The organism is Amycolatopsis sp. WAC 04197, assembly GCF_003947475.1.
GTDB lineage: Bacteria > Actinomycetota > Actinomycetes > Mycobacteriales > Pseudonocardiaceae > Amycolatopsis > Amycolatopsis japonica.
In genome coordinates, this window is the sequence record NZ_QHJK01000001.1 from 694,466 (window position 1) to 706,302 (window position 11,837).

The 11,837-nt window shown below is 69.7% G+C and carries 11 protein-coding genes; 10 read left to right on the forward strand and 1 reads right to left on the reverse strand.

Annotated features, from left to right (window positions below; genetic code table 11):
* Positions 1-6 precede the first annotated feature (6 nt).
* The 3 genes from menD to DMC64_RS03500 all read left to right on the forward strand — a co-directional run bounded on the left by menD (position 7) and on the right by DMC64_RS03500 (position 3,787).
* The gene (gene menD, locus DMC64_RS03490) at positions 7-1,683 is read left to right on the forward strand and encodes a 2-succinyl-5-enolpyruvyl-6-hydroxy-3-cyclohexene-1-carboxylic-acid synthase (protein ID WP_199754869.1); all 1,677 of its coding nucleotides are present in this window, start codon (positions 7-9) and stop codon (positions 1,681-1,683) included.
* A gap of 108 nt (positions 1,684-1,791) precedes the next feature.
* Positions 1,792-3,312, forward strand: a complete 1,521-nt coding sequence (locus DMC64_RS03495; RefSeq protein ID WP_125732004.1) for a M1 family metallopeptidase — start codon at positions 1,792-1,794, stop codon at positions 3,310-3,312.
* Positions 3,313-3,334: 22 nt separating this feature from the next.
* Positions 3,335-3,787 (forward strand): DUF3592 domain-containing protein, encoded by a 453-nt coding sequence (locus tag DMC64_RS03500; RefSeq protein WP_037332948.1) that lies wholly within the window; start codon positions 3,335-3,337, stop codon positions 3,785-3,787.
* A 221-nt stretch (positions 3,788-4,008) separates the two neighbouring features.
* On the opposite strand, the gene DMC64_RS03505 is transcribed toward DMC64_RS03500, so the two are convergent.
* On the reverse strand, positions 4,009-4,839 hold the full coding sequence (locus DMC64_RS03505) for an inositol monophosphatase (protein ID WP_037332946.1): 831 nt from the start codon (positions 4,837-4,839) through the stop codon (positions 4,009-4,011).
* Between the two features lie 111 nt (positions 4,840-4,950).
* Here DMC64_RS03505 and DMC64_RS03510 point away from each other — a divergent pair, with 111 nt between their 5' ends.
* From DMC64_RS03510 to DMC64_RS03540, 7 genes are all read left to right on the forward strand, one after another.
* Positions 4,951-6,069, forward strand: a complete 1,119-nt coding sequence (locus tag DMC64_RS03510) for a glycosyltransferase family 1 protein (protein ID WP_198941757.1) — start codon at positions 4,951-4,953, stop codon at positions 6,067-6,069.
* Between the two features lie 45 nt (positions 6,070-6,114).
* Positions 6,115-7,218, forward strand: a complete 1,104-nt coding sequence (locus DMC64_RS03515) for a glycosyltransferase family 1 protein (protein ID WP_125732006.1) — start codon at positions 6,115-6,117, stop codon at positions 7,216-7,218.
* Positions 7,219-7,287: 69 nt separating this feature from the next.
* On the forward strand, positions 7,288-8,058 hold the full coding sequence (locus DMC64_RS03520) for an AfsR/SARP family transcriptional regulator (RefSeq protein WP_037332942.1): 771 nt from the start codon (positions 7,288-7,290) through the stop codon (positions 8,056-8,058).
* 68 nt (positions 8,059-8,126) lie between these two features.
* Complete coding sequence (locus DMC64_RS03525) at positions 8,127-8,831, forward strand: demethylmenaquinone methyltransferase (RefSeq protein WP_125732008.1); 705 nt, start codon at positions 8,127-8,129, stop codon at positions 8,829-8,831.
* The gene (locus DMC64_RS03530) at positions 8,828-10,114 is read left to right on the forward strand and encodes a geranylgeranyl reductase family protein (protein ID WP_037332937.1); all 1,287 of its coding nucleotides are present in this window, start codon (positions 8,828-8,830) and stop codon (positions 10,112-10,114) included. The genes DMC64_RS03525 and DMC64_RS03530 overlap by 4 nt, the downstream gene beginning before the upstream one ends.
* A gap of 759 nt (positions 10,115-10,873) precedes the next feature.
* Positions 10,874-11,281 carry an NADH-quinone oxidoreductase subunit A gene (locus tag DMC64_RS03535; protein WP_037335926.1) on the forward strand — a complete coding sequence of 136 codons (408 nt, stop codon included), beginning with the start codon at positions 10,874-10,876 and terminating at the stop codon, positions 11,279-11,281.
* Positions 11,282-11,287: 6 nt separating this feature from the next.
* A complete protein-coding gene (locus tag DMC64_RS03540) occupies positions 11,288-11,836 on the forward strand; it encodes an NADH-quinone oxidoreductase subunit B family protein (RefSeq protein ID WP_005151847.1) in 549 nt (182 codons plus the stop codon).
* The last annotated feature ends 1 nt before the right edge of the window (position 11,837 follow it).

The window sequence follows — 11,837 nt, forward strand, 5'->3', positions numbered from 1 at the left end:
CTGCCGGTGAATCCTTCCACCGCGCAGGCCAGGGTCATCGTCGACGAACTCGTCCGCAACACCGTGTCCCACGTCGTCCTGTGCCCGGGCTCACGCAACGCCCCGCTGTCGATCGCGCTGTACGACGCGGCGGCCGCCGGACGCCTCCAGTTGCACGTCCGCATCGACGAACGCGGCGCAGCCTTCCTCGCCCTCGGCATCGCCGCGCGCACCGGCCGCCCGGTCGCCGTGCTGTGCACTTCGGGCACCGCGGCCGCGAACTTCCACCCCGCCGTGCTGGAGGCCGATCGCGCGGGGGTCCCGCTGATCGTGCTGACCGCCGACCGGCCGCCCGAGATGCGGGCCGCCGGCGCGAGCCAGGTCATCGACCAGCACCAGCTCTACGGCAACGCCATCCGCTACTTCGACGAGCTCGCCGTCGCCGAACGCCGTGCCGGGCAGAACTCGTACTGGCGCGGCCAGATCTGCCGCGCCTGGAACGCCGCGTACGGCGAATGGCGCTGCGGCCCCGTGCACCTGAACATCCCGTTCCGCGAGCCGCTGGTGCCGGACATCGACGATGACGGCGAGTGGTACGAGTCACTCGAAGGGCGTCCCGACGGTGCTCGCTGGACCGAGCTCCCCGACTTCGGCGCGCTTCCCTCGTTCGTGGTGCCCTCGGCCCGGTCCGGCCTGGTCATCGCCTGCGACACCGGTGTGCAGGCGGCCAGCGAATGGGCCGAACTGCACGGCTGGCCGGTCGTCTCCGAGACCGGCGGCATCGGGATGGCGGGCGCGACGGCGATCTCGTCCGGCGCGTGGCTGCTCGGGGTCGAGGAGTTCATCTCGCGGCACAAACCCGAACAGGTCCTGTGCATCGGGCGTCCGACGGTGTTCCGGCAGGTCCAGCGGGTGCTGTCCGATCCCGACGTCGAGGTGCTGCTGGTCCGGCCGGATTCGGACTGGCCCGCGCCCGCGCACAACGTCCGCCAGGTCGGGCAGTGGTTCGACGAGCCGTCCAAACCGGCCGACCCGGAATGGCTCGCGAGCTGGCAGCGCGCGGACCGGGCGGCGTCGGCCGCGGTGGCCGAGGCGCTCGCCGCGGAGCCGTGGCCGAGCGGGCTGCGGCTGGCGACCGAACTCGTCGACGCGGTCCCGGAAGGGTCGCTGCTGGTCGTCGGCTCGTCCAACCCAACGCGGGACGTCGCGCTCGCCGGACGCTTGCGGCCCGACGTCCTCGTGCACCGCAACCGCGGTGTCGCCGGGATCGACGGCATGGTCTCGACCGCGATCGGCGCCGCGACCGTCCACAGGGGACATTCGTACGCCCTGCTCGGCGATCTGACGTTCCTGCACGACGCGAGCGGTCTGCTGACCGGGCCCGCCGAACAGCGTCCCGACCTGACGATCGTGGTGCTCAACGACGACGGCGGCGGCATCTTCTCCCTTCTGGAGCAGGGTGCGCCGGAGCACAACGCCAGCTTTGAGCGCGTCTTCGGGACGCCGCACGGAGCCGATCTGGGCGCGCTGTGCGCCGGTTACCGCGTGCCGCACGTCGTCGCCGAGACGCTGACCGAGTTCCGCGAGGCGCTCAAGCCCGCGCCGGGGCTGCGGGTGGTGGAGGTCCGGGTGGACCGAACGCGTCACCGCGAGCTGCACGCGCGCCTCCGTACGGCGGTTTCCTCCGCGGTGCGGGCTGTCTAGCCGATTTTGCTCTCAGTCCAGGGGTTAGGAACCCCTCCTTTGGACGTGTCTGGAGCATGATCGGCTGGCTACGTTCGAGCGCGCTGACAAATCCTGGGAGGATTCGCAATGCGCTTGAAGACTCGCGCCGGCTTCGCCGGATTGACCGCGGGCGTCGTCTCGGTACTGCTCGCCGGCAGTGCGGCCGCCGCACCCGCGCCCGGCTCGATCGGCATCGGCGACCCGTACTACCCGCACGCCGGTAACGGCGGCTACGACGTCGGTCACTACGACCTGCGGCTGACCTACCAGCCGTCCACCGACCTGCTGTCCGGCGCCACGACGATCCTGCTCACCGCGACGCAGGACCTCTCGGCGTTCAACCTGGACTTCGGCCTGAAGGTGTCGAGCGTCCGAGTGAACAACCGGCCCGCGAAGTTCGCGACGTCGACCGACGGCACCGGCGAGCTGACCGTCACGCCGTCGGCGCCGCTGAAGAAGGGCCAGACGGCGACCGTCGTCGTGGCCTACGCGGACACGCCGTCGAAGGTGAAGATCGACGGCTTCACCGCGTGGAAGAAGACCCCGGACGGCGCGCTGGCCGTCGACGAGCCGCAGAGCGCGGCCTGGTGGTTCCCGTCCAACGACCACCCGACCGACCTGGCCACCTACGACATCTCGGTCGAGGTCCCGAACGACGTCGCGGCGCTGTCGAACGGCACGCTCGTGCGCAAGACGGTGCAGCGGCCCGGCTGGACGCGCTGGAACTGGCGCAGCACCAAACCGCAGGCGACGTACCTCACGTCGCTGGAGGTCGGCAAGTTCGAAGTGAACCAGCAGACCACCCCGGACGGTCAGCCGTTCATCACCGCGTACGGTGCCGACCTCGGCGAATCGCTCGGCGCGGCCAAGGCCAGCGTCGAACGGACGCCGGAGATCACCGAATTCCTCGCCTCGAAGTTCGGGCCTTACCCGTTCGAGGCGCAGGGCGGTGTCGTCACCACCGGCATCACCTTCGCGCTGGAGAACCAGACGCGGCCGGTCTACGGCGCCCGGGCGTTCCGGTCCGGTTCCAACACCTCGGTCGTCGCGCACGAGCAGGCGCACCAGTGGTTCGGTGACAGCGTCACGCTCGGCAAGTGGAGCGACATCTGGCTGAACGAGGGTTTCGCGTCCTACGGCGAATTCCTGTGGTCGGAGGAGACCGGCGAGGGCACGGCCGACGAACTCGCGCAGTACATCTACGACTCGGTGCCGGCCGAGGACCCGTTCTGGCAGGTCCTGCCCGCCGACCCCGGTGCGGAGAACCAGTTCGACGCGGCCGTCTACGACCGTGGCGCGCTCGCCGTGCACGCGTTGCGCAAGGCCGTGGGCGACGACAAGTTCTTCCGGATCCTGCAGACCTGGCAGCAGGTGAAGAAGGCCAAGCCGGCGGTGATCCCGGAGTTCATCGCGCTGGCGGAGAAGATCTCGGGCAAGCCGCTGTACGACCTGTTCCAGACGTGGCTGTACACCAAGGGCAAGCCCGCGGTGGGCCCGAACGGCGCGCAGGCCGCTGCTTTGCGGGCCGCTGTGGCCCCGGTCGCACCGAAGTCCTACCCGCAGATCAAGGCGACGCACGAATTCCTCGCCGAACGACACGCCCACTGACGGGTAGCGATACGCTCGCGGCGTGACGGCCAAAACGGAGCGGGTGAGGCGCATCGGGTGGTATGCCGCCCTCGTTGTCGCCTCACTCGTCACCGTGCTCGGTGTCTCGCTGCTGTTCGCCGCCATCCGCAACGACAACGCGATCGAAGCGGAACTCGGGCAGGCCACGGCCCAGGTCGAGTCGGTGACGTTCGACCGCACGATCATCAACTACGCCACCCCCGACGGCATCATCCACAGCCCGGCCAACGGCGTGCTCTACCCGTCGGGGCTGGCCGCCGGTCAGCTGGTGAACATCGAGTACGACGTCGGCGACCCGGAACTCGCGCGGGTGGCCGGGCGCTCGGCGGCGAACACGCTGCTGCCGCTGGGCAGCATGATCTTCTTCACCTGGCTGATCGCCGGTCCGCTGCTGTGGTGGATCCGGCGGCAGCGGCTGGCCTACCGGCGCTCGCTCGCCGAGTCCGCCGCCTGATCACGCGAGTCGCGCGCCCAATCACGCGAGTTCCGTCTTCAATCACGCGAGTCGCGCGCCCAATCACGTGAGTTCGCCGTCTGATCACGAGTGTCGTCCAATGCGGCACGCGGGCTCGGCGTGCGGAAACGGCGAACTCGCGTGATCAGACGGACGACTCGGGTGATCAGACGGCGAACTCGCGTGATCAGGGGCGGGACTTGCGTGATTAGAGGCGGAACTCAGCCGACCGAGTCCCGCCACCAGCCCAGGACCTCGTCCGCCACCCCGGGGGCAGCCACCAGGAGCGCGTCGACGGGCAGGGCGGTGTCCTCGCCGTGCCGGTCCAGCACCACGGCCCCGGCCTCGATGGCCAGCGCGACCGAGCCGGCGACGTCCCATTCGCGGTAGCTGTGCAGCACGGCCGCGGCCGCGTGCCCCAGCGCGACCTGCGCGATCGCGAGCGCCGCCGAGCCGAGCACCCGGACCCCGGCGTGCGCGGCGGCGGCCCGTTCGATGAACTGGCCCATCCCCGGCCAGACACCCTTGCGCGTCAGCTCGGTGCAGACGATCGCCCCGGCGGTACCGCACCGGTCGGTCAGCTTGATCGGTTTGCCGTTCGCCCGGGCGCCGCGGCCGCGCGCGGCGGCGTAGATCTGGGCGCGGTACGGATCCGCGACCACGCCCACCACCGGGCCCGAAGCGTCGATCAGGGCGAGGCTGTACGCGCACCACGGCACCCCGGCGACGTAGTTCGCGGTGCCGTCGACCGGGTCGACCACCCAGCGGTACTCCGCGACGTCGGCACCGTGGTCGGCGCCGAATTCACCGCCGACGACGGGAATGCCGGGGAACTCCGCGGTCAGCACGCGGCGGGTGTGGCGTTCGAGGATCCGGTCCGTGTCGGTCACCCAGTCGAAGGGCGAGTCCTTCGGATCGGGCTGGGCGCCCCGGCCGGCGGTCGCGGTGATCACGTCGGTCGCGTCGTTGGCCAGCCGCCCGGCCACTTCGAGGGCCCTCGACACCAGCCCGGGCTCGACGGGCTGAGGCGGCCTAGACGACAGGAGGGTCATGCCTGCCTAGTGTGGCCGAGCCTGGTTTACGGAACACGACCTTGAGATGACATGTCGTCTGTTCCGTTTTTGTTGGCGTGGCCGTCACAACCGGATGCGACAGTGATCCGCGTGCGAGTCGCGATAGTCACCGAAAGTTTCCTGCCCCAGGTGAACGGCGTGACCAACTCCGTGCTCCGCGTCGTGGAACACCTCCGCGACCGCGCGCACGACGTGCTGATCATCGCCCCCGGGCCGGGTCCCGTCGAGTACCTCGGCGCCCCGGTCGTGCGCATTCCCGCCCTCGATTTCCCCGGCGTGAACTCCCTCCCGGTCGGCGTGCCGACCAGGACGGTGCTCACCGCACTGGCCGATTTCGGGCCCGACGTGGTGCATCTGGCGTCGCCGTTCGTGGTCGGCGCGCGAGGGCTCGCCGCGGCCAGGCGGCTGCGCGTGCCGTGTGTCGCGGTGTACCAGACCGACATCGCCGGATTCGCCGCCGCGTATGGCTTCGGCATCGCCGCCCGCGCCGCCTGGCGCTGGGTGCGCCGCCTGCACTCGCGGGCCGACCGCACGCTCGCGCCGTCGACGGATTCGGTGGAACAGCTGAAACTGCACGGGATCCCGCGGGTGCACCGCTGGGCGCGAGGCGTCGACATCGAGCGGTTCTCGCCGGTCCACGCCGATCCGGCGTTGCGTGCCGAACTGGCGCCGAACGGCGAACTGCTGGTCGGTTTCGTCGGCAGGCTCGCACCCGAGAAGGAGGTCGAGCGGCTGACCGCGCTCGCCGGGGTCGACGGGATCCGCGTGGTCGTCGTCGGTGACGGGCCGGAGCTGCCGATGCTGCGCGAACGCATCCCGGGCGCGGCGTTCCTCGGCGCCCGCTACGGCGAGGAACTCTCCGCCGCGTACGCGAGCCTCGACGTCTTCGTCCACACAGGACCGCACGAGACGTTCTGTCAGGCCATCCAAGAGGCGATGGCGTCCGGTCTCCCCGTGCTCGCGCCGGACGCGGGCGGGCCGAAGGATCTGGTCCTGCCCGGTCGCACCGGCTATCTGCTACCCGCCGACCGCGCCGGATTCGCGACGGCGCTGGTGGACAAGGTGAACGATCTGCGTGACGAAGCGCTCCGGGCCAGGCTGGGGGAGAAGGCGCGCAAGGTCGTGCTCGGCCGGACCTGGCCCGCGGTCTGCCACGAACTGGTCGGCCACTACGAGGCCGTTCAGGGCAAAGTCGCTCGCGCGGCCTGACGAAATGCACCGGCCGGGAAGAGACCGGGCACGAGGTGGACTGGAATGCATATAGTCCAGCTGGCCAACTTCTACGGACCACGCTCGGGCGGGCTGCGGACGGCACTGCACCACCTCGGCGCCGGTTACGTGGCCAGCGGCCATCAGGTCACCCTCGTGGTGCCCGGGCAGCGCCACGCGGACGAGACACTGCCCTCGGGCGTACGCCGGTTTTCCCTTCCCGCGCCACAGATCCCCGGCACCGGCGGCTACCGCGCGGTCGATCCGCATCGCGTGCGCGCGGTGCTCAAACGCCTGGAGCCGGACAGGCTGGAAGTGTCCGACAGGCTCACCCTGCGCGGCATGGGGGTGTGGGCGCGGCGCAACGGCGTGCCCAGCATGGTGATCTCGCACGAACGCCTCGACCGGCTGCTGGAGCAGTTCCTGATGCCCGAACCCGTCGCGCGGCGCGTCGCGGACGTCGCGAACCGGCGGATGGCGCGGCATTACGACACGGTGGTCTGCACGACGGCGTTCGCCCGCGCGGAGTTCGACCGCATCGCCGCGCCGAACGTGCGGCGCGTCCCGCTCGGCGTCGACCTCACGACCTTCACCCCGGCCCGGCGAGACGACGGCTGGCGGCACGCGTTGACCGGGAACGCCGACGCGCTGATCGTCCACTGTGGACGCCTATCGCCGGAGAAACACGTCGAGCGCAGTGTGGACACCGTCGCCGAGCTGACCGAGGCGGGGCACCGCGTACGGCTCGTCATCGCGGGCGACGGGCCCCGGCGCCGGGCGCTGGAACGGCGGGCACGCGGGCTCCCGGTGACCTTCCTCGGCTTCCTCTCCGGACGCGGCGACGTCGCACGGCTGCTGGCCAGCGCCGACGTCTCCCTCGCGCCCGGTCCACACGAGACGTTCGGGCTCGCGGCGCTGGAGGCGCTCGCTTCGGGTACGCCGGTGGTGGTCTCGGCGTCGTCGGCGCTGCGGGAGATCGTGCGGCCCGGCTGCGGTGAGGCCGTCGACGATCGCGCCCCCGCGTTCGCGGGTGCGGTCACCGGACTACTGGAGAGCCCGGAGGACGCGCGGCGCGCGGCGGCGCGGGCTCGCGCGGAGGAATTCGCCTGGCCACGGGCGGTGCGGGGAATGCTCTCCGCGCACACTTGATCACTTTGTATCTCTTTTGTACAACCGGCATTCATCGTCCCCTCACGCCATCGAGCGAGAGGACGGCACGTGAGGTTCGAAGTACTGGGAACGTTCAGCATCTCTTCCGGTTCGGGGTCGGTCCCCCTGCACGGCCGGATGCGGAGAACGCTCCTCGGCGTGCTGCTGGTCCGGGCCAACACCTTCGTCCCGGTGAACGTGCTCACCGAGGCGCTGTGGGACAGCAAATGGGAGCCGCGGGCGGTGCCGAAGCTGCACTGGCACGTCCACAAGCTGCGGCAGGCCCTGCCCGAGGGCGACCGGCTCGCCTTCGACAACGGCGGCTACCGGCTGGAGGTCCACCCCGGCGAACTGGACGTCGAGACCTTCGAGACGCTGGCGGGCCAGGCGCTGAAGACCGCGGACCCCGCGCAGCGCGCGTCGCTGATCCGGCAGGCCCTCACGCATTGGCACGGCGCGCCCTACGAGGGCCTGGACGTCCCCTTGCTCTCGGACGAGACGATGCGGCTCTCGGAGCACCGCCTGGTCCTGCTCGAAGAGCTCTACCAGGCCGAACTCGACCTCGGGCGGCACGCGAGCGCGGCCGTCGAACTGGCCGATCTGGTCCGGCGGCACCCCTTGCGGCAGCGTGCCCAGTACCTCCTGATGGACGCTCTGTGGCGAGCCGGGCGCACATCCGACGCGCTGGCGGCGTACCGGCGTGCGCGCCGGATCTCGGTCGATCAGCTCGGCCTCGAACCGGGGCCGGAACTGCGGTTGCTGGAGCGGAGGATCCTCGCCGGCGAGGTCGCGGGGGCCGGTGCGCACCGTGCCCCGGCGTTGCTTCACCGGGCCAGGTGAACCTACGGGCTGTCGCTTTGCTCCCGCTTGGGTGACCTGTCTCAGGGGCTCGGGGTTAGTGTTCGGGTATGTCCCGAGCGAGTCTTGACAAGGATCCGCACGAAGTCGCCGCCATGTTCGACGACGTCGCGGACGGCTACGACCGCGCGAATTCGTTCATGACCTTCGGCTTCGACCGCCGCTGGCGCACCATCACCGGCCGGGTGCTGGACGCCAAACGCGGGGAGAAGGTGCTGGACCTCGCGGCGGGCACCGGCGTGTCCACCGTCGAGTACGCGCGCAACGGCGCGTGGTGCCTCGCGGCGGACTTCTCGGTCGGCATGCTCAAGGCGGGCAAGCATCGCGGCGTCCCCATGGTGGCCGCCGACGCGATGAAGCTGCCGTTCGCCGACGACAGCTTCGACGCGGTGACCATCTCGCTCGCGCTGCGGAACTTCGTCGACACCAAGGCCGCGCTCACCGAGATCGCGCGGGTGGTCAAACCGGGCGGCCGTCTGGTGATCTGCGAGGTGTCGACGCCCACATTCCCGCCGATCCGGTTCCTGCACCGGAAGTTCATCGCGAAGCTGCTCACCTGGGTCGGCGCCAGGACCTCGTCGAACCCCGAGGCCTACTCCTACCTGGCCGAATCCATGCTGGCGTGGCCGGATCAGCGGGCGCTGGGCGAGATCATCGCGAGCGCCGGATGGACCGAGGTGGAGTGGCTGAACCTCACGTTCGGCGTCGTCGCCATCCACCGCGCCAAAAAGCCCTCCGTAAACTCGCGGCCATGACACGTCGCAACGCAGACCACGACGCCGAGGTCATCGTCGTCGGTGCCGGACCGGCCGGCTCCACCGCCGCCACGTACCTCGCCCGCGCGGGCGTCGACGTGCTGCTGCTGGAGAAGACCGAGTTCCCGCGCGAGAAGGTGTGCGGCGACGGCCTGACCCCGCGCGGCGTCAAGCAGCTCATCGACCTGGGGATCGACACCAGCGAGGACGCGGGCTGGGTACACAGCCGCGGCCTGCGGATCCTCACCGGCGAGCTCACGCTGGAACTGGACTGGCCGGACCTGACGAGCTACCCGCCGTACGGCGTTTCGCGGACCCGCCAGGACTTCGACGACCTGCTCGCGAAGACCGCGGTGAAGGCGGGCGCGCGGCTCTACGAGCGCACCACCGTCACCGGTGCCATCACCAGCCCGACCGGTCGCGTGATCGGCGTCGAGGCGAAGGTCGGCCCGGAGAAGACGCCGGTGAGCTACCGCGCTCCGCTGGTGCTGGCCTGCGACGGCGTCTCCGCGCGGCTCGCGCTGAGCGTCGGCATCCAGAAGAACGAGAAGCGCCCGATGGGTGTCGCGGTGCGGCAGTACTACAAGAGCCCGCGTCACGACGACCCGTTCATCGAGGGCCACCTGGAGCTGTGGGACCGCTCGGACCCGCGCGACCCGAAGCTGCTGCCCGGCTACGGCTGGGCGTTCCCGCTGGGCGACGGCACGGTGAACGTCGGGCTCGGCATGCTGTCGACGTCGGCCGCGTTCCGCAGCACGGATTACCGCGCGCTGCTGCGCCAGTGGCTCGACGGGACGCCCGAGGAATGGGGCTACCGCGAGGAGAACGCCATCGGCAAGGTCGGCGGCGCCGGTCTCCCGATGGGCTTCAACCGCACTCCGCACTACCGAGACGGCCTGCTGCTGCTCGGCGACGCTGGCGGCATGGTCAGCCCGTTCAACGGCGAGGGCATCTCGGCCGCGATGGAATCCGCGCAGCTGGCGTCGGAGTTCGTCGTGCAGGCGCTGGCGCGGCGCGAAGGACCTTCGCGCGAGCGGGCGCTGGAGGGCTACCCGCGCGCCGTCGGGGAGCTGATGGGCGGCTACTACCGGCTCGGCAACGTGTTCGCGAAGCTGATCGGGAAGCCGAAGGTCATGCACGCCGCGACGAAGTACGGCCTGCGGATCAACTCGATCCTTCCGTTGGTCTACAAGGGACTTTCGGGTTGCTACGACGCCAAGGGCGGGGACGGCGTCGACCGCCTCATCGCCGCTCTGGCCCGCGCCACCCCCTCCCCGCGCTGACCCCGCGCTGACGCCACGCATTTCGTCCTCTGAATGCGGTAGTTCGCCCTCCGAACCACCGCATTCAGAGGACGAAATGCTGTACGCCACGGCCCGCCACCACACGTCTGGACCGCTCATGGGCAACCCGGCCCTGCTCAGAGGGTTGTGAAAGCCACTTTCACAACCTTCAGCGTTGCGAAAGTGGCTTTCACAACGTCCCGTCCGAGGGGACGGCGGCGGGCGCGTCGCTCCAGGGGTCGTGAGTGTTTTGGGTCGTTCTAACGACCCAAAACACTCACGACCAACCCCACCGCGCGCTTCGGAAGCGGCCGCAGGCAGTCGACTAATTGCGCTGGTTCCACACGTCTGGACCAGTCACGGGAACTCTGCGCAGTGGTATCGGTCACAGGACAAACGCGGTCAAACGGACCCCCGAAGCCGATCTTGAGAACGACGTCGCAGGTCACCGGCACCGCACGCGCGAAGAAACCGTACTGGCCGTGCGGTCAAGTTAGGGCAGCCTTATAGCACGGGGCCTAGGGACAAGAATGTGAGTCACGTCCTACACTCGCCCCATGCTTTGTGAATCGCTTCACATCCTCGACGGGAGGCTTGTGAACTATTTCACAAGCAAGGGGGCCGTCATGCACGGCCCGTAAGGGTTGCCTAACCCTCGGCGGTGTGACCCAGGTGACTTAGGGTGCCGACCGAGGGAAGCGGTGAACCCCGACTCGAATACCGCAGCGGCGCGGAAAGGATGGCGAAAACCCCGTGCTGATGTTGCCCGTGCTGGCCCAGGCGGACACCTCGAAGGTGCCCAACCTGGACATGTACCTCCCCTTGGTCCTCCTGTTCGTCCTCGCTCTCGCGTTCGCGGTGCTTTCGGTGCTGCTCGGCCCGCTCGTCGGCCCGAGCCGGGCCAACAAGGCGAAGCTCGCGGCCTACGAATGCGGTATCGAACCGTCGCCGCAGCCGGTCGTCGGCGGCGGCCGGATGCCGGTCGCGTACTACATCACCGCGATGCTGTTCATCCTGTTCGACATCGAGATGGTCTTCCTCTACCCGTTCGCGGTCTCCGCGGACGCGCTGGGCATGTTCGGCCTGGTGGAGATCGTGCTGTTCATCGCGACGGTCGGTTTCGCGTACGCCTACGTGTGGCGTCGCGGCGGCCTGGATTGGAACTAGAGAAGCATGGGCCTCGAAGAAAAACTCCCCAACGGCATCCTCCTGGCCAGTCTCGAAGGCCTGGTGAACTGGGCCCGCAAGAACTCCATGTGGCCCGCCACCTTCGGTCTCGCCTGCTGCGCGATCGAGATGATGACCGTCGGCGGTTCCCGCTACGACATCGCCCGCTTCGGCATGGAGCGCTTCAGCGCGACGCCGCGCCAGGCCGATCTGATGATCGTCGCCGGCCGCGTCACGCAGAAGATGGCGCCGGTGCTCCGCCAGATCTACGACCAGATGGCCGAGCCCAAGTGGGTGCTGGCGATGGGCGTCTGCGCCTCGTCCGGCGGCATGTTCAACAACTACGCCGTGGTGCAGGGCGTCGACCACATCGTCCCGGTCGACATGTACCTCCCCGGCTGCCCGCCGCGCCCCGAGATGCTGCTCGACGCGATTTTGAAGCTGCACGCCAAGATCCAGGACGAGCCGATCAACGCCCGCCGGGCCGCGATCCGCGCCGCCAGCGGTGAGCGCACCGAGCTGATCGCCTCCTCGATCAAGTACGCGAAGAAGTGAG

Coding starts and splice junctions, on each gene's coding strand:
- DMC64_RS03495 (WP_125732004.1), top strand. CDS start 1,792: ATGCGCTTGAAGACTCGCGCCGGCTTCGCCGGATTGACCGCGGGCGTC.
- DMC64_RS03505 (WP_037332946.1), bottom strand. CDS start 4,839: ATGACCCTCCTGTCGTCTAGGCCGCCTCAGCCCGTCGAGCCCGGGCTG.
- DMC64_RS03515 (WP_125732006.1), top strand. CDS start 6,115: ATGCATATAGTCCAGCTGGCCAACTTCTACGGACCACGCTCGGGCGGG.
- DMC64_RS03525 (WP_125732008.1), top strand. CDS start 8,127: ATGTCCCGAGCGAGTCTTGACAAGGATCCGCACGAAGTCGCCGCCATG.
- DMC64_RS03530 (WP_037332937.1), top strand. CDS start 8,828: ATGACACGTCGCAACGCAGACCACGACGCCGAGGTCATCGTCGTCGGT.
- DMC64_RS03535 (WP_037335926.1), top strand. CDS start 10,874: ATGTTGCCCGTGCTGGCCCAGGCGGACACCTCGAAGGTGCCCAACCTG.
- DMC64_RS03540 (WP_005151847.1), top strand. CDS start 11,288: ATGGGCCTCGAAGAAAAACTCCCCAACGGCATCCTCCTGGCCAGTCTC.